This window comes from Anabaena sphaerica FACHB-251, from assembly GCF_014696825.1.
In the GTDB taxonomy this organism is placed as follows: domain Bacteria; phylum Cyanobacteriota; class Cyanobacteriia; order Cyanobacteriales; family Nostocaceae; genus RDYJ01.
Genome location: NZ_JACJQU010000014.1, coordinates 23,646 through 45,166 on the forward strand (window position 1 = coordinate 23,646; position 21,521 = coordinate 45,166).

Here is a 21,521-nt window from a genome sequence, read left to right on the forward strand (position 1 = left end):
CTTAATTTTAAAGTACAAATCAATATCATTTCTTTTAAAAGCTAATACCTAGTAGTTTTCCTTCTTCTCCCTCATCTGTAAGTCTTAATCTGATAAAAGAATCAAAATCAAAATCAAGTGCAAAATCTGAGCGTGGAACTCTATCTGAGTTTAAAGTACATATATATTGAAATCCACATCTTATGGACTCTCTATCAGCTAGTTCTAAAGCCTGAGCTACTTGTCTATCATCTACACCATCAAAAATTGTACTGTCATGAATTAATATGCGGGGTGAAGGATCACGTTCTGACCAAATTTGTGCCAGCATTAAGTCATAACAGAATATTTTCATTTTATCTATACCTTCACTACCATCACTTCTAATATCTACTCTAAATGTAAAACCATTGTTTTCTACATTAATAATTAATGTTCCAGGAAAGCGATACAGAAATCTAGAATTAGTGCTGAATAAATTAATAGCACGTTCAGCTTGCTCGTTACGTTCTTCGCGGTCACGACGTGCGCGTTGTAACAAATGTTCTCTTTCAATTTTTAAGGTACTCTTTTCTTCTTCAAATTGTTTTAATTCTGCAATACGTTTATTAATTTCATTGAGATTAGCTAGATTATCAAGATAAATTTCTTGTAGCCTTGTATATTCTTCTAAAGCTCCATGTGTTCTTAGAACGTCCAATAATTCAGCGCGCTGATTAGTTTTTTCTCTAATATAACTTTCTGTAACAGTTATTTCTCTTCTAAGACGTTTTATTTCAATTGCTAAAAATTCTCTACGATTCTCTATTAGCTGACGATGAAATCCTTCTACTTCTTCCAGCCTTCTAGTCACTAAACCTGGTAATTCAATACCAGCCTTTTGATATATATTAATAACATCTTCTGGACTTGGTTCATTTTCTGTATCAAGACTGGATTGATAAAATTCAAGTAGTTTCTGATCTGTAATTTTTTTATTTGTTGCTGCATGAATTTCTGAAGTTAATCTGTTAACAGTTATTTCTAGTTCATTGTATTGTGGTTCTACTTTAAAAGTATTAAGAGCTTCTTTTCTTTCGCGTAGTTGTTCCTCTACCTGAACTTTTAAAGCTTCAAGTTCTCCCAAAGAACCAAAAACACTAATTGAAACTCCGGGTTCTGTATCTTTTTTAAGTTTTTTAATATCTGTTATTAGTTTCTGTCTATCTTTTAAAAGCTGTAACTCTCTTAAATATTCCCAATTAAGACCAAGTAGAAAAGCATTATTAATTTGTGTATTCCACCCAGGTTGCTTGGGAAAATACTCAAATGGTTGAGAAAAAGCATCTCTGTTAGGACGTATAAAGTAAGAAATTAAACTTCGGAAAGTAGGAGTATATTTTTTATTTTCATCATCAATGGGTAATCCGAATGTTAAATTGCCTAAAACAACTTTCCATTCATCTATACTGAGAACTTTTCTACCTTCTTCTTCTTTTGGTTGTATAGGCCAGTTAGTAGTATCACCCTCAATTACTACCTCAGACTTATCATCAGTATTTCTTGTAACGATAACAATTTTATTTGCTAATGTAATTTCTAAACTAAAAGCCCAACCACGAAGAGTTCTAGAACCCAGTCCTCTCGCTTTTTCAATGTTACCGCCAAGGCAAAAATGAATAATTTCAATTAGAGTAGATTTACCTAGTCCATTACGTGAATCTCTGATCCCAGATTCTGCTGTACGGTCTGCTAAAACTACATTTAAGCCTGGTCTAAAGTTAACTGTTTTGAATGATGGCTGATTACACCTAACAGCATGAATCATCGGTGACACCTCCGAAGTAATCCCATTTCCATCTCAATTGCTCCTATAGTGTATAGGAGATCAAGAGTTAAAACAAAACGCTCAAATGTAGCCACTTCTGGCATAGTATGACAAACACTCCAAAGTGATGAAACTGTTCTAGGGTGGTACAATTGTTCTAGTATTTTAGCACCTATTCCCAACAAAGAATAACTAGTAGAAATATGTTTTGTGGGCAAAATCATTGGGGAATGATAACTAGAAGCAGTATTTGTTGAATTTGTCATCGCTCAAATACCTCACATTTCCAAAAAAGATAAGTAATAAGAGCAAGACCTGCTGATATTAGTTTGATGTCTGTACTATTACCACTTGAGAATTTACATAGTGCATCAAATAAAGCATCTCCAGAAATGCCTTTTGATATTAATCTATCGTATTCTTGGATAAACACCGCTTTCAATCTTTCTGGAAAACTAGAATCACGACTTGCATAAATGTTAACTAGACTATGAACTTCCCATACTTGAGACATTCCCATATTTAGTGGTAGAAGAACATGATTAGTAAATCTATTTTTTGCAATTTTTTCTGTTGGATTTGTAAGTGCAAAGTTAGTTTCTGGAGGTGCGGGATTTGCCTGAAAAGTAATCATAGCCTTGATAACTATGTCTAATTCATAAAATGTGATACTTGTCATTGCATTAGCAAGTAAATCTGGCTCTATTAGCGAATTTGGTAAAGCATTTAGCTCATTTGTGTATTCATCAATTCTAGTTTTTACTTCTTTTATCTGCTTTTTTAATTTTATTTTCGGTTTGCTTTCTTCTGTAAGACGCAAATCATCTTCTAATTCTTTCAGTAAACTATAATCCTCTTTTAGATGTTCTTCTAAATCTTTTTTCCGCTGCTGATGCGAATCCACAATTTACTCTCCTTTCAATCGCATCATCAAGGCTTGCACAGCTTGTTTTAAATTTATTCCTGTTCCCAGTTCTAGTTCACCTTCATAGTCCAAAATGAAAGGAATAAGAGGTATGGCAACCTTTAATCTGTGCTTAAAATCTAATTCAGGATAATTTATAATTTCCACTAAAGCTGATTCGCTAGTTGGTAAAGCAGTACCTTCTTGTTGCAATTTAGTTATATTTTGCTGTATCCCTTGTAAAATATTTTGCATTTCTCCTTCTGTGACTTGGTTAGTTTCTATTGCGTCTAAAACAGTAGAAATCATAACCATTTGAGATTGATCTAACTGCTCAGTGAGGGTTGCAATTATTTTCTGTTCACCAGCTTCATAACGAGCTAGTAGTCCTTGACGCAAGTGATTAATGTTTTCATAGATAGCCTTCTGACCAGCATATAATCTATCCAATCTAGTATTCATTTGTTGTAACTCAATAGCTACATTCTGCATTTGTACAGATGATTCACCAGTTATCTGCGATCGCAATTCATCATATTCTTTCTGATAACGATTAGCAGATTCCCTCAATTGGTCAATTTCTCGTCTGTACCTAGCCTTACGACGTGGTTCATCTTCGTATCGCAAAGTATCTTCATACTCTTTGAGCAAGTCTTGGTCTTGTCTAATGTTATCTTCTAAGTGTTGGAGTCTTAAATCGAAGTTGGAGGACATTGCTATCTAAATTTATTACTTGCTTAGAATTAAGTATTAGTATATTAGCGTAATAATGTAGCAATTTAAACAAAAAATAAGTAAAAATTTATTACAACTACAAATTTATAAAAGCTGTTTATAACGTTACAATTCCCCACACAACCTCTGAGTGCAACTCTCTCAAACAAAAAAAATTACTTATATACAATAAAATATAAATACAACCTTGGTTATGCCTATGACTTCCCTCACAGTATTGACATTACCAGACCACACCCAGCTACCAGACTCCGATGGTACATTTGTGAAAAATCTGCAAGAACATCCCCAAAGTATATTAATTACAGACTCAATTAAACCTATTCTCGAAAAACTGCATCCTGACGGACAATATTGTATAGGTCAAGATTCTGGGATATATTGGCGTTTAACAGATCCACCAGAAAAAGGTGCAGAAGCACCAGATTGGTTTTATGTACCCAATGTACCACCAACTTTAAACGGTAAAATCCGCCGTTCTTATGTGTTATGGAAAGAATATATTGCACCTTTAATAGTAATTGAATTTGTCTCTGGTGACGGTGCAGAAGAACGAGATAAAACACCACCATCTCAAGGAAATGAAGGTAAAGTTGGTAAATTTTGGGTTTATGAACAAGCTATCCGTGTTCCTTATTATGCCATTTATGAAGTAGCAAAAGCACAAGTCGAAGTTTATCATTTAGTGGATAATAATTATCAATTAATGACACCCAATGAACAGGGACATTATCCCATTAAACCTTTAGGAGTCGAGTTGGGAATTTGGCAAGGTTTATATCAAAATGCTGATTTACCTTGGTTGCGTTGGTGGGATGAAGCAGGGAATTTATTGTTAACAGGTGAAGAACGTGCAGCAGTTGAAAAACAAAAGCGGGAAAAACTTGTGGAAAAATTACGCTCCCTTTCTCCTGAACAACTTCATGCTTTAGGAATTGATCTGGAAATGCTAGAATAAATACTAATTTTTCAAAAATTTGTCAGAATCATAATATCCTGATTCAGACAATCATTATTAAAATGTCCCTTTAAATGCTGCATAACTAAGGGTAATAATAATTGGTAAAATGATAGAAATAGCAATGATCAATCCTGTTTTACCAAAGCGAATTTCTTGACCATCCGCTTTAAAAAGAGCAATTACAGCAGCAGTGGCCATAAAAATCCAAAGAAATCCAAAGACGATAAAGATGGTAAATGTTGAGTTATTCATACATTATATATTTTATTTGTGGTGTACTAATATTTTAATTTGTCTGAATCAGGATGTCCAGGATTTTAGGATTTACAGGATGTTGTTTGAAAGTCTCATGTTTTGAATTTTGATTGTCCATCTTTATCTGTGTTTATCTGCGTTTATCTGCGTTCAATTATTCTAGTATTACTGTTAAATTACTTTTTTTAAACGAACCACAGAGACACAGAGGACACAGAGAAAAATATCAGTTATTAAAATGATGTAATGATGTACTGATCTTGTAATTTGTCAGAATCAGGATGTCCAGGATGATAGGATTAACAGGATGTTGCTGAATGATTGTTTGTGAGGATGTTGGGTATTTTCAGGATGTTTTTTGATAATTTTATTTAAATGATTATAAACCATCTAAAAATTACCATCCTGTTCATCCTAAAATCCTGGATATCCTGATTCTGACAAATACAACCTTCATCACCAACAAACAATCTAAAAATTACCATCCTGTAAATCTTTAAATCCCGGACATCCTGATTCAGATAATACCTTTGACAGATGAATAGGTATAGACTCAGCATCTAAAATATCAAAGCCCGATTGATACCAAAAGTATGAATTCCAACTTTCATATTTGGACGCTGACACCTACAGATGTCTACAAGACACTAACAACAACTCCCCAAGGTATCAGCGAGGCAGAAGCTAATTTAAGATTAAAACAATTTGGTTATAATGAACTTCCCGAACCACAAACACGCCCTTTAATACTCCGTTTCACTGACCAATTAACCCATTTTATGGCGTTGCTGTTGTGGGTAGCGGGAATATTAGCTTTTATTTCCCAAACGCCGGAATTAGGTTGGGCAATTTGGGCAGTAATTTGGATTAATGCTATTTTTAGTTTTTGGCAGGAATATCAAGCCGAAAAAGCTTTATCAGCTTTAAAAAAAATCTTACCTTCCCAAGCCAAAGTTTATCGTGATGGAAAATTATCTGTAATTGCTGCCCGTGAATTAGTTAGCGGCGATGTCATGCAGTTGGAAGAAGGTGATAAAATCTCCGCTGATGCGAGACTTATTGAAAGTCAATCTTTATATGTAGATGCTTCCGTACTCACAGGGGAATCTTTGCCCGTTCCCCGTATTAGCGAACCTGTCACCGCCGCAAATATCCATGCTTCTGAAGCCAGTAATTTAGTATTTGCAGGTTCTACTGTAGCTGCTGGTCGAGGACTGGCGGTAGTATATGCCACAGGCACGCATACAGAATTTGGTCAAGTAGCCCATCTTACAGCCCATGTGCAGCGGGAAGCCAGCACTTTAGAAGTGCAGATTTCTAGGGTGGTTCACATCATTACTATCATTGCGTTGAGTATGGGGGTGGTGATATTTTTATTAACTAAGTTGCTGGTGGGAATGCAACTGAAGGAAAGTTTCATTTTTGCCATTGGGATTATTGTGGCATTTGTCCCCGAAGGTTTACTACCTACTGTGAGTTTAGCCTTAGCAATTGGTGTTAGGCGCATGGCCAGAAAAAATGCTTTGGTGCGGCGTTTGTCTGCGGTGGAAACTCTGAGTGCAACCACTGTTATTTGCACTGACAAAACCGGGACTTTGACGAAAAATGAAATGACTGTCCGCCAATTGTGGATTCCTAATACTAATATTAATGTGACTGGGGTGGGTTATGAGCCGAAGGGGGAAGTGGAAATTACCTCTAGTGAAAATCAGTCTCAGGTGCGGTTAATGTTGGCTGGTGCGGCGCTTTGTTCTAATGCGCGGTTAAATCATCCGGCTAATTCTCATCAATGGCAAGCTGTGGGTGATCCTACGGAAGCGGCGTTATTGGTGGCTGCTATTAAGGCGGGGTTGAAGTTGGAGGAGTTGCAACAGCAAGCATCAAGAGTTCGGGAAATTCCTTTTGATTCTCACCGAAGGATGATGACGGTTTTGTTAGCAGGTAATTTAGGGTTAGATGATGTTGAAAATTCCCAATATTTGATTTTTACTAAGGGTGCGCCTTTAGATGTGTTGCAGCATTCGCGGTATTTATGGCATTCGGGGGAAAAGCTGGAATTAACGGAAACTCAGCGCGAGGAAGTTGTGACGGCTAATGATCAATTGGCTAGTCAAGGTTATCGTGTTTTAGGGGTGGCTACAAGGCAAGGTGGGGGGGAATTAAATCAGCTAGATAATAATTTGTTAGAACAGGATTTGACTTTTTTGGGTTTGGTGGCGATGATTGATCCACCACGTCCAGAAGTTGCGGATGCCATTTCTCTTTGTCATCGTGCCGGCATTCAAGTTACTATGATTACAGGTGATTATGGGTTAACAGCCGCTGCGATCGCCCAACGTATTGGTTTAGCAAACGGTAAACCCAGAATTATCACCGGAGAACAATTAGGACACCTTTCTGATACGCAATTACGGCAAATCATCCACAAGCACAAAACCGGGTTAGTATTTGCCAGGGTGATGCCAGAACAGAAACTCAGGTTAGTTGAAGCCTATAAAACCCTTGGTCATATCGTCGCTGTCACTGGTGATGGTGTTAACGATGCCCCCGCTTTACGCGCTGCCAATATCGGCATTGCAATGGGAATTAGCGGTACAGATGTTGCCCGTGAAGCTGCGGATATTGTTCTCATAGATGATAACTTTGCCACTATCGTGTCTGCAATTGAACAGGGTAGGGCGGTGTATCAAAACATCCGCAAATTCATGACTTATATTCTCTCCTCCAACATGGCCGAGTTTCTACCTTTCCTAGCAATGGTGTTTTTGAAAATACCCCCAGCACTGGTAATTTTGCAAATTTTAGCTATTGACTTAGGTACAGATATGTTACCTGCATTGGCATTAGGGGCAGAAAAACCGGAAACTGGTTCAATGGAGTTACCACCCCGAAAAAAATCCCAAGCACTGTTAGATTTACCTTTATTGCTGCGTGCTTACTGCTTTTTAGGACTGCTGGAAGGTTTAGCTGGTATGGCAGGATTTTTCTTTGTTTGGTGGACAAATGGTTATAACCTTCCACAATTACAAGCACTTAGTCCTAGTATTTTATCACACTCAGCTAATGCGGCGACAATGGCGATTTATCACCAAGCAACGACAATGACTTTAGCCGTTATTGTAGCTTGTCAAGATGGTAACGTTTTTGCTTGTCGTTCGGAACGGTTTTCAATTTTGCGTTTGGGATTTTTTACTAACCGTTTAATTTGGGCAGGAATTGCGGTGGAATGGTTATTAATTCTCTCTATTATCTATTCTCCTACTCTGCAAAAAATCTTCTCGACAGCAGCTTTAAAACCATCTTATTTATTGATGTTATTGTTTTGTCCACCGTTAATTTTAATAGCTGACGAATTAAGAAAGCGAATTATTGGCAGAGTCAACCCTCAAACGGAAATTCCCTCTTTATAATATTTTGTCATACTCATATTTATTTCTAATATAATCATCCATGCTGAAACTTGAAGATATATGTCAAGATGATAGTGGTAAATGAAGTATCATATTATCCAACGAAGCTGAGTTTTGTTTTAGTGATCAAGATAATCCTCCCAGCGAAGAAACCCTTCAGCTGGCAAAAGATATCATTAGCAAATTAGAGGATGTTTTAAAAGTTTTGAATGTATAAATCAACCCCTCTCCAAACCTCTCCCCGACGCGGGGAGAGGCTTTGAAACCCCCATTCCCTCGTAGGGAAGGGGGGAAGGGGGGTTAGGTTACTGAAGATTATTGGTTTCATCTAATACTTTTCAAACAACCTCTTAGATGAACTTGTAGCTAGGTCTCTCAATTACATAGATATTTGGGTTGACAGAATCGACCTAATATCGGTCGAAAATATGAGCTTTACGCGATCTTGATGATAACTGGTAATAAAGAAGTTAAACTGGAATTTAACTTCCCACAAGATGAAATGTCTGAATGGTGGGTATTGTTTAATATTCTCCACTACAATGAAAAGCTAAGTTACTGGACTGTGTCCTTTGGTCGTAATCAAACTTAATTTAACCAATACCAATGAATAAAACCAAATTCTTTTATTCTTTCTTTTCCGGATATGAACCACGCGCTAAAACCACTACCAATAGTAGCGAATGGGAATCTCACGTTTTACCTCATAGTCCCATTGAAGAGTTAGCACCAAATATTTGGCACGTTACAGGAATTTTTCCTAATGAACCTGTTGCACCAAGGGAAATGATCATTTATAAATTACCAGATTCTAGCTTATTGATTCATAGTGCTATTTGTTTAGATGAACCCACAATACAACAACTAGAATCTTTAGGTGATCCCAAAATTATGATTATCCCTAACCCTATTCATAGACTCGATGCTAAAGTTTATAAACAACGTTATCCTGATTTAATCGTCGTTACCCCCGCAGTCGTTAAACCCTATGCAGAACAAATAGTTAATGTAGAGGAAATAGCAGAACAATTTCTTCCCCAATACGGTATTACCTGTCATCAACCAGCAGGAATAAACCCCCAAGAATTAGCTTATGAATTACCCCTACCTACAGGTAAAGCCTTAATTTTCACAGATATTCTCTTTAATCTCACAGATGAATATTTAACCAAATACGTCCCCAAAAATAAATATATACTTTCCTGGTTAGGTGCAGCAGGTTTTTTTGGGATTACTTTTTTAGGTAAAAGCTTTTTTATGAATGATAGAAAAGCCTATCGTCAATGGTTGGAAAAGTTAGCTGATACCGTTCAACCATTACAAATAATTTCCGTTGCACATGGTGAACCCATCACTAATAATTGCCAGCAAAAATTACGAGAAGCTGCTGCACGGTTATTGTAAACTATTTATTTTCATTTTAAATCCTTGCGTAGCAAGGATTCAAGTTTTCTAAATACCTTCTCCCCTATTCAGTCTTTCTTCATGCTTAGTAATTACCCAAAGTGCATGAATACTTCCAGGAAGCCAACCGAGAAGGGTGAGCAAAATGTTAATGATCAAAGTTGGACTAACACCAACTGTAAGAAATACACCTACCGGGGGTAAGAATAAACCAAGCAGCAAACGAGTTAATTTCATGGAATAGTTGCTATTTTTTCAAATGTACTGACATTGATTCTGGAAACCAAATCTAACAATTAAATCCATCTTAGGATTTATCTGACGACTATCATCATATTAAGATTCGGTCGTAATATTAGTATTGCTTTGTAATTCCAGATTCCTTTCAGCAAAGTATTTACTGATGAATGTATTAGCCAAAGATAGGACTACGGGAGCGAGAATAAAAGCGATAATTCCCTGAACTCTAAACCCAGGAACTAAAACTGATGCTAACCAAAAACAGATGCCATTGACGACTAAAGAAAATCCACCTAACGTCACAAATGTCAATGGTAAAGATAGGGTAGCGATAATTGGTTTAACTCCACTATTAATTAAACCAATAGCTAAAGCCACAATTAAAGCTGCGGGAAAATTGGCGATATCAACACCTGGAAAAATGATATCAACAATTAACAAGCTTAATGCTGTAGCGAGTGCGGTTAAGAATGTCGCCAACATTATTTTTACCTCTGTAACTTATATGTATATCTTTAAATAAAATTGCAGTTTTCACCTCTATTGATAGATAGGATTGTCAGTATATCAAAAGGGGGATATTCTAAAATACAGAGTCACTGAACAGCAATATACCCGACTTTTTGAAGAAGTAAGGGATCTAAAACCCTGAATTTTTACCATCAACAGGACTTATGCAACTGGCATATTAGTAGGGTGCGTCAGATGTGAAAAATCTGTTTATTGAAAGGTTTGATGCAGTCTGAAGCACCCGACGAGAGATGTTTGATGTGGCACTTGCGTAAGTCTTAATCAAATAGGATTCCTATAGTAAAGGGAGGATTTATATAAAAATTGTTCTTGGTGAGTTTCCAAAACACAATGAGATAAGGGATAAGTTACACAGGTAACGACATAACCAGCTTCTATTTCCTGGGGACGGAGAAATTTTTGCTCACTTTGATCAATTTCACCGCTGATGAGTTTAGCGACACAAGCTGAACATTCCCCTTGTTTACAACCTGATGGTAAACGCATACCCGCTTCTTCTGCTATGTCAATTATATATTGATCATCTGGTATGGGAATTGTCCGATCTAATCCTAATTTTTCGTTAATGAATCTAACTTGATAAACTGTCATATCAATTGTGGATTTTTTTATTGAGGTGAAGATATGATTTTTTCACGCAGAGACGCAGGGAGAATTAAAGAAAAACTTTCTTTGTGTCTACCCTGCAGGATCTCCTGACGGAGATTGCATCTTTGCGTGATATTTTCTTCTACTGTTTGACTGCTTTCATTGATAAACCAATGCGTTTTAATTTTTCATTGATTTCTAAGACTTGAACTTTTACAACTTGTCCAACTTTGACGATTTTATTGGGATCATCCACAAATCTATCTGCTAGTTGGGATATATGTACTAATCCATCTTGATGTACACCGATATCAACAAATGCCCCAAAATTAGCAACGTTGGTAACTATTCCTTCTAGTTCCATTCCTACGCTTAAATCTCTAATTTCTTTTATTCCCTCTTTGAATGTCGCATACTTAAATTCTGCACGGGGATCTCTTCCTGGTTTTTCTAGTTCGCTGAGAATGTCGCGCAGTGTTGGTTCTCCGATGGTGTCGGTGACGTATTTTCTTAAGTTTGTCTTTTTCAGTCTTTCGGCTATTTGTGTGACTTGATTTAATGGTACTTGTAAATCAGTCGCTATCGATTGTACAAGTGAGTAACTTTCTGGATGGACTGCGGTGTTATCTAAGGGGTTTTCTCCATCTCGAATTCTTAAAAAACCTGCTGCTTGTTCAAAGGCTTTGGGTCCTAATTTTGCTACTTTTAACAATTGTTTACGATTTTTGAAAGCACCGTTTTGGTTGCGATAGGCGATAATGTTGTTAGCGACTGTGGGCGTTATCCCTGAAACAAAGGTCAGCAATTCTTTGGAAGCGGTGTTTAAATCTACTCCGACATAATTAACGCAACTTTCTACGGTTTCATCAAGTTTCTTTTTCAGCAATTTTTGATCAACGTCGTGTTGATATTGTCCGACTCCAATTGATTTGGGATCGATTTTTACTAATTCCGCTAATGGGTCTTGTAATCTTCTACCAATACTAATTGCACCTCTGACAGTAACATCTAATTCAGGAAACTCTTCTAGTGCCACTTTGCTGGCTGAATATATGGAAGCACCAGATTCATTTACCATGACTTTAACTGGTTTACGTTCGCAATTTGCTAATACTTCTGCGACAAATTCATCTGTTTCACGGGATGCTGTTCCGTTCCCAATGGCTATTAATTCAATTTTGTATTTTTCGATTAAGTTTTTGATGGTTTGCGCTGCTTTTTTCCGTTGTTCGGCTGCTTGGTGCGGAAATACGGCTTGATATTCTAAGAATTGACCCGTTTGATCCAAAACGGCAACTTTACACCCAGTCCTAAAACCTGGATCTAGGGCTAAGGTTGGTTTCATTCCTGCGGGTGCGGATAGCAATAATTCCCGCAAGTTTGTTTCAAAGGTTTTGATAGATTCGATGTCAGAATATGTTTTTTTCTCAGAAATTACTTCACCGATCAGAGAGATTTTCATTAAGCGGTTAAAAGCATCTTTTAACATCGGTTGATAAAAATCTCGAATTGTTCTAACTTTGGTTTTAATTTCTTGGGATTCTAAGTATGATAGAACAAAATCTTCATCAAAAGCAATTTCAAAGTTTAAGATTTTCTCAGCTTCACCCCGACACAAAGCCAGCATATTATGGGGGGCGATGTTTTTAACTTTGATTTGATAGTTACGGTACATTTCAAATTTGGTTGTACCTTCGGGATGTTCATCTTTAATACGGGAAATAAACACACCTTCTGCTAACAAATAATCCCGTAAATAGGCGCGTAATTCTGCTTTTTCGGCAACTTCTTCGGCTAAGATATCTGATGCGCCTTTTAATGCTTCTTCGGCAGTTTTTACACCTTTTTCTTCAGAAACATACTTTGCGGCTTCTATTGCTAATTCCGCTGATACACCATTTTTAACATTTAATGATTTAATAAATGCTGCTAAAGGTTCTAGTCCTTTCTCTCTAGCGATAGTGGCACGAGTGCGACGTTTTGGTTTATATGGTAGGTATAAATCCTCAAGTTCTGTTTTTTGCAGACAAGAGGCGATTTTCTGTTGTAGTTCGTCTGTGAGTTTATCTTGTTGGGCGATCGCATTTAAAATCACCTGCTTCCTTTCTTCTAATTCTGTTAAGTATGTATGCCTATCAGCTAAGTCCCGCAACTGCACTTCATTCATCTCGTTCGTGCGTTCTTTGCGGTAACGTGCAATAAAGGGAATTGTCGCACCCTCAGCTAAGAGTTCCAGCGCGTTTTGCACCTGATGGGGTTTAAGTTCTAGTTCAGTTGCTAGTAGTTGAGGAATGTTCAACATTAGGTGTTTCAGTTAAAAATGCTACTCAAAAAGGTAATATGCTAGATCAGTATGCTAGTACAAGCCCGGAAACTCAGATAATTTACCAAATAATTACCTCATCTGAACCGATTCATATCCTAAGTTTAAACAAAGTATTGTGAGGAAAACATACTTAAGTGTATAATCAATTCTTATTTCCAATATAGGTTGAAACTATAGCTTTCAACCATTAGGCTGTTAGTTCAGGATTTAGTAAAATGCCTTTGTTTTTTCTGATTCCATTATTTACTGGTTTCATAACTGGTTATTTTTTGAACAAGAAAAATGATGAGATTGCTTATATTGCAGGTGTATTTACAGCTGTCACGCTGATTCTGAGCCTCATTTTAGCACCTTGGCAAATTCAGTTGGGTTTGTTAGTTTTTGTACTTTTCGGTAGTAACAAACTGTTGCGGAAAATTTATTAAAAGAACAGAATTCAGGAGTCAGGAGTAATTACAGCAGAAGGCAGGAGGCAGGAATAAAACTGGCTTGGTGTCTGCTTTTAAACTTAAATGCTGTACCTCATTGATCTGCAATCTGCTATAACCCTCTTCTGTCACTCTCCCAAAACACTTGCCATTTCTGAATTCTGGAACAGTTGTGTGGAAAGCGATCGCTCAGTTATTTCGGAATATAATTTCCACAAGGCGAACAGATGACGAAATTGTGGACACAGACACTTCAAACGATTGATATTACCTCTCTTTGAGATTTTTTATTAGTAGGAAAATCCGGAAAGTGACAGAAGAGGGATAATTATGAATTAATTGCTCCTCTAACTAAAATCACTGTACTTTCAATACCGGAAGCGATATTTTCGGGAATATTACCTTGAATTGCTTGTTGTAATAAACCCTCACGAGAAGCACCCAAAACTACAACATCATAACCTTCTGTTTTCACTAAATTAATTACGCCTTCGCAAACAGAATCAGCTTGTATAGGTTCAGCCACAACGGTACTGTGTAAGTTGCGACGACGCATTAACTGACGTGTAGATTCTTCTAAGAATTGCATATTTGGCTTTAATTCTGATGGTTTAAATACTTGAGTGAGGCGAATTTCGGTATCATTTCCCAATGTCACTAAAGCAGGTAGTAATTTAATGGCCATGGGTGCATTTGGTCCCCCTGCCATCGGTACTAACCAACGGTTAAAATGCTTAGAGTCAGAAATATTACCTAATTTTACTAAGACAACATCACAAGCAGCTTGACGAATTATGGTATCTACAACTGTGCCGAAAATCCTTCCAGGGGTGAAAGTATTGCCTTTCCAACCCATGAAAATTAGGTCTATGTGACGTTCCTTAATTGTCTCTAAAATCGCCTGGGCGACATCATGGGCGACTCGTATTTGTGTATGTATGGGAATGTGCGATTTTTTGGCTAAAGCTTCCGCGTGTCGGAGTAAGCGGCGACTTTTTGTGGTTCTTACTTCTGTTTCCGATGGAGAACTATGACGAGATACGAGGATGATTTGTAAACACTCTAGTTCATAATGGCGATCGCGAGCAATAGTAATAGCCATTTGTAATAAAGTATCTGCTGTTTCTGGGTTAGCTACTGTTACTAATAATCTACCTCTACCAATATTAGGCGATCGCGTTTGGTATACTACATAAGAAGGTTCTGGTTGGGGTCCAGAAACTCCATTTTCACAATTAAGATGATCTGCTTCTGCTCGAATTATATCTGCACGGGTAATAATGCCAATTAGTTTTTTTCTTTCCACCACTGGTAAACGACTAATTTGATAGCGGTCTAATAAATATAAAACATCACCTAATGTTTGCTTGGGTTTAACTGTCACTGGTTCCGGTGTCATAATTTCCCTTAAAGCAAAAAGATTAGGTGAGTAACGATTTTGTAAATCTGATTGAGTGACAATTCCTACTAATTTGCTTTCTTCAACCACCGGAAAACCCCGATGATGAGAACGAGAAAACGCTTGAATAACTTCATCTATAGACATCTCTGTCTCTAGAGTTTCCACCCGTTGCTGCATCACATCCTGGGCTGTTAACTGAGTTAATATTCCTTCTAGGGGAGCTTTTTTTTGAATTTCGATGCCATTCAATTGTAAAAGTTTGTCATATAGAGAACCAGGTACTACCTTATCTGCTACTAAATAAGATGTGACAGAAACAATCATTAAAGGTAATACTAAATTGAAATCTGTCGTCATTTCAAACACAATCACAATAGCTGTAATTGGTACTTTAGAAACCGCGCTAAAAAATCCCCCCATTCCTGCTAAAGCGTAGGTAGTAGGAGAACCTAAACCCCAAAGTTGTAACTCACACACCCCAACTATGTGACCTAAACAAGAACCTAAAATCAAACTAGGTGCAAATAATCCCCCTGGTGCGCCCGAACCAAAGGCAATTAAGGTTAAAATAAATTGAGCAATGAAAGTGATCACTGCAAATAAAAGATTAGGTTGACTAACAATCATATACTCCCGTAAACCAGCATTATCACGATAATATTCCGGGAGTAAGGCCACGATTACACCAGAAACAAAGCCAGCTAAAGCCACCCGTAGGGCTAAACTAATGTGTAACCTACGATAAGTTTTAATGCTAAAAATTAACCCACGATTAAATACTGCACCTAGCAACCCTGCCAAAATACCCAATAGTAAAAAAATAGGAATTTCTAGCAGAGAGAACTGGCTAGAATAGTTCATTAATTCCAGGTTCAATTGCAAACTACCACCGCCTAACAACCGGGAAATTACCCCACCGATAAAACAGGCGATGATTGCAGTTCCTAAAGTCAGTCCTGATAAATCTTGTAGTAACTCTTCAATAATAAATAATACCCCAGCAATGGGGGCGTTAAAAGCAGCGGATAAACCAGCACCCGCACCCGCAGCAATCATTTGGCGACGATGGTCTGGGGAAGTGGGAACCCAACGACTCATTCCTGCTGCTAAACCTGCCCCGACTTGGACTGTGGGACCCTGTCTTCCTAATGTAATACCCGAACCCAAGGCGATGATAGCACTGATTAGCTTGATAAATGCCACCCGCCAGCATAACTTGATAGGTATATTGGCGAGACTGGCTTTGACTTGAGGAATACCGCTACCTGCGGCTTCTGGTGCTAACCTTTGCACCAACCAACCAGCAAAAAACCCAAAGGTCATGCCAATTAAGGGTAAGGTTAGCCAAGCTGGTAAAAATTGGGTGCTGTGAACGCGCCATGTTCCCAACCAACCTGAACCTTGTTTGAGTAACACTGCGGATAAAGCAGCGACAATTCCAATCATACAAGCTTCAGCGTTAGGGTTGCCTATTAAGGATATCGCTAAACCTTTTTTAGACTGCCATAAGTTGCGAAACCTTTGGGTTAGCATGGTCAGGGAAATCATAAATTTTAAATTCTAATTCTATCAAGATTGAGGATAATTTTTGAAGTAATCTTGTAACCAAGTGTAGCTTTGTGTAAGTAAATTATCTATATTTAAATTCCATAAACTCAAACTACCCTTTTTGTTTCCAGTTACAAGGGTTTGACTATCGGGGCTGAAACCGATACTTCTTATTTCATCATCAGTATTGAAAGTCAATATTAGTGTACCATCGTTTTTCCAGAGATTAATTGTTCCATCAATACTGCTAGATGCAAGTATTGTACCATTAGAATTAAAACTAACACTTGTAATTTCAATTTTATCTTTAGATAAAGTTATGGTTTTTCTATCGCTTTTCCAAATCTTAACTTCGCCATCTTTACTGCTAGAAGCAAACATTTTGCTATCAGGACTAAAACTGATTTTGGTAATATCTTCAGTATGTTCAGTCAAAGTTTTAATTAATTTACCATTGTTTTTCCAAAGTTTAATTGTGCCATCAATACTGCCAGAAGCAATAGTTTGACCATCAGGACTAAAACTGATACTGTTTATCCAACTTTCATGCGCGGAAATATGAGTTATTGGTAAATCTTGAAGTTGCCAAAGTTTGATGCTATTATCTAAACTCCCAGAAGCCAGCATTTTTCCATCAGGGCTAAAATTGAAAGCAGAGCCTTCTAAAATTCATTTCCATCCAGAGTATGGGAACGAGAAAATTATGGCAATCTGTAGGGGTTTAGCATTGCTAAACCCCTACCAAATGACTGTATGGGGAAAGTAAATCAATTTTGTACTTGCTTAACTAACAACTTACTTTACTATAATTAGTAAGGCTATCTTGAGGAAAATTGTATGCCTGAAGTAGGGGTAATTCATGAATTACCCCTACGCAGGAATCAGGTTTTGAGTTCAATCTTGCGTAAGTCTTAAATCTATCTAGTTATTTTTGAGCTTCTAATATTTCCGTTTCTAGTTGATTTTGCAAGTTTTCACTGAACAAAATTTCATCCCCAATAATTTGAATCTCATTAGTGACAAAATTTAGCTGTGAATTTGAGTTATTTTCTAGTTGTTGAATGGTGTTTATAGGAGGAGAAATAGCTGTTGATAGTAGTGAATTGACAGAGAATAACAATGTGTTAATTATCAGCAGCGATAAACAAAAGTTTTTCATTTGCAAAAATGAGGGAATAAATATATTTTGATTATTCCTTCTCTACAGGAGCGTTACGCAGAAACTCATCCATCAATCAGGTTGACCATTGATTTTACCATTAGTAATCATCTGTAAAGTTCCATTATCATAGGCTTCTTGAAACCGAGGAGCTACTGACTGACAACGTTCTTGAGGAGAATATTTACCAAAGTTTTTTTCCCAGCGAACAATGGCGGTTTTACCTCTGCTAGTCCAAGCAAAGGTTGTCGGTAAACGTTTATTTTTATTATTTGTCTGCGAACAGGTGACAGGTGACAGAGTTGAAAGTCTATTTGTGTCTAGGTTTTATCGTCAATTAATGTCCTAACCCCCTTGTCTGTTGCTATATCTTGGCGACTTCTCAAAGAATTCCGGGATTTTGATAATAACTTTTTTCCTATCCCCTTCTTGCTGTCACCTGTCACCTTAAATCAAGTATTTTTCCCAGTAGTAGAAAGTCCTTCAACTATTAAAGATGGAGTGTAGCAAGACCCATTCCAATCTGCATCACCACCAAGTTTAACTATTTGTTTAAGGGCTGTGTAAACATTACCGGCAACCATTGTATCTTTAACTCTGCCCATTATTTGGCCTTTTTTTACCAGATACCCCAAATCAACATTTATAGAAAAATCACCCGAAATTCCACCACTTTCTCCTAATATTTGATCGACAATTAAACCTTCATCCATATCTTGAATTAATTCTTGTAGGGATGCAGTACCAGGTTGGATCAGGAAGTTAAATAAACCAGGAGTGGGATAGCTACCCAAACCAGGACGAAAACCATTACCTGTGCTACCAATACCTAATTGTCGTCCAGTGGTGTGATCGCTATAAAAATTCCGTAGAATTCCGTTTTCGACAAATACCAAAGACTTAGTAGGATTGCCTTCATCATCAAAAGGACAACTGTAAGGACCAGCTTGTGGGTCTTGGTAAAGGGTGAGAGTGGGTGCAACAATCGGTTTACCTAACCTATCTGCCCAAGGGGAAGCTTTTTCTAAAACTTGCTTCCCATTTAAAGCAGCTTGTACAGTTCCCCAAAGCATATCCGCAGCTTTGGAAGTGAACAAAACTGGAACTCGACCACTAGGGGTATAAACGTTTTCTTTTGCCCAATTTAATCGCTGTAAAATTTGGTGAGCTACTCTATAGGGATCGAGTTCACCCCGTTGGGTTTGTCCATCAGCAACACTTAAAAAATCATCACCTCTGACCCATTCTGCGGACATATAGCAGCTGAGAGTAGTATCACTATAGTGACAATCTAAACCTTTGCTGTTGATTAATCTAGTATTTTCAACATCACATTCCCAGTCACTGTTACAGAGAACATCAGGATAGACATCACGAATGAGAGCGATCGCCTGTTTACCCCATTCTATGAGTATCTTTACTGGTACAGCTTTTCCCAAGTCCGGGTAGGATGGCTTGGAGTTAGTCACCAATTCTACAGGTTCCGGTTGATTAAGTTGACTGAGGGCTAATGCCCGTTCTACCATCCCTTGCGGATCTACAGAACCGTAAGCCACAGTTAGTCCAGGACGGCCGTTTCGCCATAGTCGCAATGCTGTACCTTCAGATTGACTGGTTTCTAGTTGTTTCAGGCGGTTGGCCTCAAAAAACACAGGACGAGAAAGCGATCGCGACTGATACACTTCCGCAGCCTCTGCGCCAGATTTTAAGGCAAGTTCTAGCAGCTGTTCCGCTAGTGTATCTTGTGACAAATTTGCAGAACCCATTTTCCTTGATCAATTGTGGATTTTGGATTGTAAAGCCTAGATAGACCTAGCCATTATCCCATCAGCGTGGATCAACAGTTGTAATTTTCGTGGTAATTGGTAATTGGTAATTGGTAATTGGGAAAAATCATCTCCCTGCCCCCTGCACCCTGCACCCTGCCCCCTGCACCCTGTTCCCTGTTCCCTGTTCCCTCTTCTTACAGATTCACCTCTTGTAACAGCCAAAAACCTGCAAAAGATTGAGCTTGGGGATCGGACTGCACACCAACAAAATGCACACCATTAGCTTGTTGCTTTGCTTGTTCAAAACCTTGAGCTTCTTTGAGAAGTTGGGGTGTTCTGATATTTGCCACAACCCAGCTTTCCGTTGCACCGGTTTCTAAAATCAGTCTGTCTCCTTGCTTAGTGTCAAAGTGCAAATAAGCCATTTCCAAACCAGACATCCACCCAGCAATGGGTAAAGCTCTAGGTGAGAAAATCAAAATCCCCGGAATGCGAGATTCTGGCGATAATTGGGCTAAATCGAGGGGGAAAGCTTCACCAAACCCTATTTCCCAATCTGGCATATCCGCAAAATCCCCTGCTTCTAAACTCACAAATGCCCATTGCTTGCCTTCCAAAGCATCTGGTAAACGTTGGGGTAAAGGTCTATCTAACCGCACTGAAGGATTAGCCCCCCCTTGATATCCTGATTCTTGGGGATACACTTCCTCCATCCGCTGGTGTAGCCATTGGTTGAGAACTAAAGTGCGCCGACTAGGTAAAGCAGGAATACCCACATCCTGACAGGCTTTAGTAATCATATTATTCATTTGGCGACGGAAAAAGCGTATTTTGATGGGTGCTTCCCCAGCTTTATTGATAGCTTCCTGTAATGCTGTCCGCAACCAACCCGAATTTACCTGATTACTAGGGCAATATTGAGCATAGCGAAACAAGGAATCTGTTTTAGTGCGGACATCCACAGGACTTTCACACACTAAGATTTCCCAAACTTTTTTTTGATTTGCGTCCAAAATCGGACGAGAGTAAAAATCGAGTTCCCAAATACTGCCCATGTTATGCGGTGAAATCTGGCGAGTTTATCTTTTGTTATGTTTCCACTCTACCAATCTACAGGAGTATTAACCGTGGCAATTTTAGATTTTGGATTTTGGATTTTGGGTTGGGAATATGATCCATCACTCGTTACTCATTACCACCTCTAACTGTCCCACTTCAGCAGGTAAATGTTTTTCCATCCAACTACTTAAATCAGTTAGCACCTCACAATAATTAATATCACAATGTAAATCGTGATAGGCTCCTGGATATTCAATGCGTAGCTTATCTGAGTAAGTCACACGCTGGTAAAAAAGTTCGCTGCCTCCAGGTAAAACCACCCTGTCAGCACCACCATGCAAAATCAACAGCGGTACTTTCCATTCATGAGCATGGGCATTAATCCACGCTAGTGTAGTAAAGAACTCTGTAGAAAAACGGGCTGTGGCGCGGGTATGGCGTAAAGAATCTTTGGCGTAGGTGGCTACAATTTGCGGATCTCGTGAACCAGCATCTGCGTCAAGTCCGGTATTTAAGGAAAAACGAGGCCACACCCGCGAAAGCATCTTTCCTAATAGCACGCGCACAGGTGATACTCCCACTTCTCCAATACTGGGTGCAACAGAAATTACTCCTTGTAATGCAGATGTATCTTCTGGATAACGCAAAACATATTCTAAGACAATCATTCCGCCCATGCTATGACCAAAAAGGAAAATTGGGCATCCTGGTTGCTGTTTTTGAATCATTTGTAAGAAGTTTCGCACATCATCACGAAACTCAGCCCAAGTATTGATGTAACCTCTTTGACCGGGTGACTGTCCATGACCACGCAAATCTAAGCCATAAACAGCATATTGCTGAGGTAACAAATGCTCGATTATATTCTTGTAAAGTCCGCTGTGTCCTCCAAGTCCATGTACCAAAACTAATATCGCTTTGATTTTACCCCTTGGATTCCAGCTTTGATAATACAGGTCAAGTCCCCCAACACCTTTAAACGTGCCTACGCTGTGGTAAATTTTCATGGTTAATTT

General features: G+C 38.2%; 20 protein-coding genes. 4 read left to right on the forward strand and 16 right to left on the reverse strand.

Annotated features, from left to right (window positions below):
* Positions 1–34: 34 nt before the first annotated feature.
* Genes H6G06_RS19550 through H6G06_RS19565 form a run of 4 tightly spaced genes read right to left on the reverse strand, consistent with a single transcriptional unit; the run spans position 35 to position 3,404 of the window.
* Positions 35–1,786 (reverse strand): ABC-three component system protein, encoded by a 1,752-nt coding sequence (locus H6G06_RS19550; protein ID WP_190563131.1) that lies wholly within the window; start codon positions 1,784–1,786, stop codon positions 35–37.
* A complete protein-coding gene (locus H6G06_RS19555) occupies positions 1,783–2,052 on the reverse strand; it encodes an ABC-three component system middle component 6 (RefSeq protein WP_242039783.1) in 270 nt (89 codons plus the stop codon). The genes H6G06_RS19550 and H6G06_RS19555 overlap by 4 nt, the downstream gene beginning before the upstream one ends.
* Positions 2,049–2,690 carry a hypothetical protein gene (locus H6G06_RS19560; protein WP_190563133.1) on the reverse strand — a complete coding sequence of 214 codons (642 nt, stop codon included), beginning with the start codon at positions 2,688–2,690 and terminating at the stop codon, positions 2,049–2,051. The genes H6G06_RS19555 and H6G06_RS19560 overlap by 4 nt, the downstream gene beginning before the upstream one ends.
* 3 nt (positions 2,691–2,693) lie before the next feature.
* A complete protein-coding gene (locus tag H6G06_RS19565; protein WP_190563134.1) occupies positions 2,694–3,404 on the reverse strand; it encodes a hypothetical protein in 711 nt (236 codons plus the stop codon).
* Positions 3,405–3,624: 220 nt separating this feature from the next.
* Between H6G06_RS19565 and H6G06_RS19570 the strand changes: the two genes are divergently transcribed.
* Positions 3,625–4,383 carry a Uma2 family endonuclease gene (locus H6G06_RS19570; RefSeq protein WP_190563136.1) on the forward strand — a complete coding sequence of 253 codons (759 nt, stop codon included), beginning with the start codon at positions 3,625–3,627 and terminating at the stop codon, positions 4,381–4,383.
* Positions 4,384–4,440: 57 nt separating this feature from the next.
* Here the strand turns inward: H6G06_RS19570 and H6G06_RS19575 are convergent, their stop codons facing one another.
* Entirely contained in the window at positions 4,441–4,638 is a 198-nt protein-coding gene (locus H6G06_RS19575; RefSeq protein WP_190563138.1) for a hypothetical protein, read from the reverse strand.
* Between the two features lie 596 nt (positions 4,639–5,234).
* Here H6G06_RS19575 and H6G06_RS19580 point away from each other — a divergent pair.
* Positions 5,235–8,051 carry a cation-translocating P-type ATPase gene (locus H6G06_RS19580; RefSeq protein WP_190563140.1) on the forward strand — a complete coding sequence of 939 codons (2,817 nt, stop codon included), beginning with the start codon at positions 5,235–5,237 and terminating at the stop codon, positions 8,049–8,051.
* Positions 8,052–8,657: 606 nt separating this feature from the next.
* On the forward strand, positions 8,658–9,455 hold the full coding sequence (locus H6G06_RS19585) for a hypothetical protein (RefSeq protein ID WP_190563142.1): 798 nt from the start codon (positions 8,658–8,660) through the stop codon (positions 9,453–9,455).
* Between the two features lie 48 nt (positions 9,456–9,503).
* On the opposite strand, the gene H6G06_RS19590 is transcribed toward H6G06_RS19585, so the two are convergent.
* The 4 genes from H6G06_RS19590 to H6G06_RS19605 form a co-directional block, all read right to left on the reverse strand.
* Positions 9,504–9,692, reverse strand: a complete 189-nt coding sequence (locus tag H6G06_RS19590) for a YqaE/Pmp3 family membrane protein (protein WP_190563144.1) — start codon at positions 9,690–9,692, stop codon at positions 9,504–9,506.
* 99 nt (positions 9,693–9,791) lie between these two features.
* Entirely contained in the window at positions 9,792–10,178 is a 387-nt protein-coding gene (locus tag H6G06_RS19595) for a phage holin family protein (RefSeq protein WP_190563146.1), read from the reverse strand.
* 309 nt (positions 10,179–10,487) lie between these two features.
* Positions 10,488–10,817 (reverse strand): 2Fe-2S iron-sulfur cluster-binding protein, encoded by a 330-nt coding sequence (locus tag H6G06_RS19600; protein ID WP_190563148.1) that lies wholly within the window; start codon positions 10,815–10,817, stop codon positions 10,488–10,490.
* 139 nt (positions 10,818–10,956) lie between these two features.
* On the reverse strand, positions 10,957–13,116 hold the full coding sequence (locus H6G06_RS19605) for a Tex family protein (protein WP_190563150.1): 2,160 nt from the start codon (positions 13,114–13,116) through the stop codon (positions 10,957–10,959).
* 239 nt (positions 13,117–13,355) lie between these two features.
* On the opposite strand from H6G06_RS19605, the gene H6G06_RS19610 reads away from it, so the two are divergent.
* On the forward strand, positions 13,356–13,565 hold the full coding sequence (locus tag H6G06_RS19610) for a hypothetical protein (protein WP_190563152.1): 210 nt from the start codon (positions 13,356–13,358) through the stop codon (positions 13,563–13,565).
* Positions 13,566–13,896: 331 nt separating this feature from the next.
* Here H6G06_RS19610 and H6G06_RS19615 read toward each other — a convergent pair whose 3' ends face one another.
* From H6G06_RS19615 to H6G06_RS19645, 7 genes are all read right to left on the reverse strand, one after another.
* A complete protein-coding gene (locus H6G06_RS19615; protein ID WP_190563153.1) occupies positions 13,897–16,518 on the reverse strand; it encodes a chloride channel protein in 2,622 nt (873 codons plus the stop codon).
* 21 nt (positions 16,519–16,539) lie between these two features.
* The gene (locus tag H6G06_RS28050; protein WP_338422965.1) at positions 16,540–17,187 is read right to left on the reverse strand and encodes a WD40 repeat domain-containing protein; all 648 of its coding nucleotides are present in this window, start codon (positions 17,185–17,187) and stop codon (positions 16,540–16,542) included.
* Between the two features lie 256 nt (positions 17,188–17,443).
* On the reverse strand, positions 17,444–17,677 hold the full coding sequence (locus H6G06_RS19625) for a hypothetical protein (RefSeq protein ID WP_190563157.1): 234 nt from the start codon (positions 17,675–17,677) through the stop codon (positions 17,444–17,446).
* A 72-nt stretch (positions 17,678–17,749) separates the two neighbouring features.
* The gene (locus tag H6G06_RS19630; protein WP_190563300.1) at positions 17,750–17,977 is read right to left on the reverse strand and encodes a COP23 domain-containing protein; all 228 of its coding nucleotides are present in this window, start codon (positions 17,975–17,977) and stop codon (positions 17,750–17,752) included.
* 152 nt (positions 17,978–18,129) lie between these two features.
* Positions 18,130–19,443 carry a TldD/PmbA family protein gene (locus H6G06_RS19635; protein ID WP_190563159.1) on the reverse strand — a complete coding sequence of 438 codons (1,314 nt, stop codon included), beginning with the start codon at positions 19,441–19,443 and terminating at the stop codon, positions 18,130–18,132.
* Positions 19,444–19,640: 197 nt separating this feature from the next.
* The gene (locus H6G06_RS19640) at positions 19,641–20,501 is read right to left on the reverse strand and encodes a Tab2/Atab2 family RNA-binding protein (protein WP_190563161.1); all 861 of its coding nucleotides are present in this window, start codon (positions 20,499–20,501) and stop codon (positions 19,641–19,643) included.
* 123 nt (positions 20,502–20,624) lie between these two features.
* Positions 20,625–21,512 carry an alpha/beta hydrolase gene (locus tag H6G06_RS19645; protein ID WP_190563163.1) on the reverse strand — a complete coding sequence of 296 codons (888 nt, stop codon included), beginning with the start codon at positions 21,510–21,512 and terminating at the stop codon, positions 20,625–20,627.
* Positions 21,513–21,521 lie beyond the last annotated feature (9 nt).

Coding starts and splice junctions, on each gene's coding strand:
- H6G06_RS19615 (WP_190563153.1), bottom strand. CDS start 16,518: ATGATTTCCCTGACCATGCTAACCCAAAGGTTTCGCAACTTATGGCAG.
- H6G06_RS19565 (WP_190563134.1), bottom strand. CDS start 3,404: ATGTCCTCCAACTTCGATTTAAGACTCCAACACTTAGAAGATAACATT.
- H6G06_RS19600 (WP_190563148.1), bottom strand. CDS start 10,817: ATGACAGTTTATCAAGTTAGATTCATTAACGAAAAATTAGGATTAGAT.
- H6G06_RS19595 (WP_190563146.1), bottom strand. CDS start 10,178: ATGTTGGCGACATTCTTAACCGCACTCGCTACAGCATTAAGCTTGTTA.
- H6G06_RS19605 (WP_190563150.1), bottom strand. CDS start 13,116: ATGTTGAACATTCCTCAACTACTAGCAACTGAACTAGAACTTAAACCC.
- H6G06_RS19625 (WP_190563157.1), bottom strand. CDS start 17,677: ATGAAAAACTTTTGTTTATCGCTGCTGATAATTAACACATTGTTATTC.
- H6G06_RS19610 (WP_190563152.1), top strand. CDS start 13,356: ATGCCTTTGTTTTTTCTGATTCCATTATTTACTGGTTTCATAACTGGT.
- H6G06_RS19575 (WP_190563138.1), bottom strand. CDS start 4,638: ATGAATAACTCAACATTTACCATCTTTATCGTCTTTGGATTTCTTTGG.
- H6G06_RS19585 (WP_190563142.1), top strand. CDS start 8,658: ATGAATAAAACCAAATTCTTTTATTCTTTCTTTTCCGGATATGAACCA.
- H6G06_RS19590 (WP_190563144.1), bottom strand. CDS start 9,692: ATGAAATTAACTCGTTTGCTGCTTGGTTTATTCTTACCCCCGGTAGGT.
- H6G06_RS19640 (WP_190563161.1), bottom strand. CDS start 20,501: ATGGGCAGTATTTGGGAACTCGATTTTTACTCTCGTCCGATTTTGGAC.
- H6G06_RS19635 (WP_190563159.1), bottom strand. CDS start 19,443: ATGGGTTCTGCAAATTTGTCACAAGATACACTAGCGGAACAGCTGCTA.
- H6G06_RS19570 (WP_190563136.1), top strand. CDS start 3,625: ATGACTTCCCTCACAGTATTGACATTACCAGACCACACCCAGCTACCA.
- H6G06_RS19555 (WP_242039783.1), bottom strand. CDS start 2,052: ATGACAAATTCAACAAATACTGCTTCTAGTTATCATTCCCCAATGATT.
- H6G06_RS19580 (WP_190563140.1), top strand. CDS start 5,235: ATGAATTCCAACTTTCATATTTGGACGCTGACACCTACAGATGTCTAC.
- H6G06_RS19550 (WP_190563131.1), bottom strand. CDS start 1,786: ATGATTCATGCTGTTAGGTGTAATCAGCCATCATTCAAAACAGTTAAC.
- H6G06_RS19645 (WP_190563163.1), bottom strand. CDS start 21,512: ATGAAAATTTACCACAGCGTAGGCACGTTTAAAGGTGTTGGGGGACTT.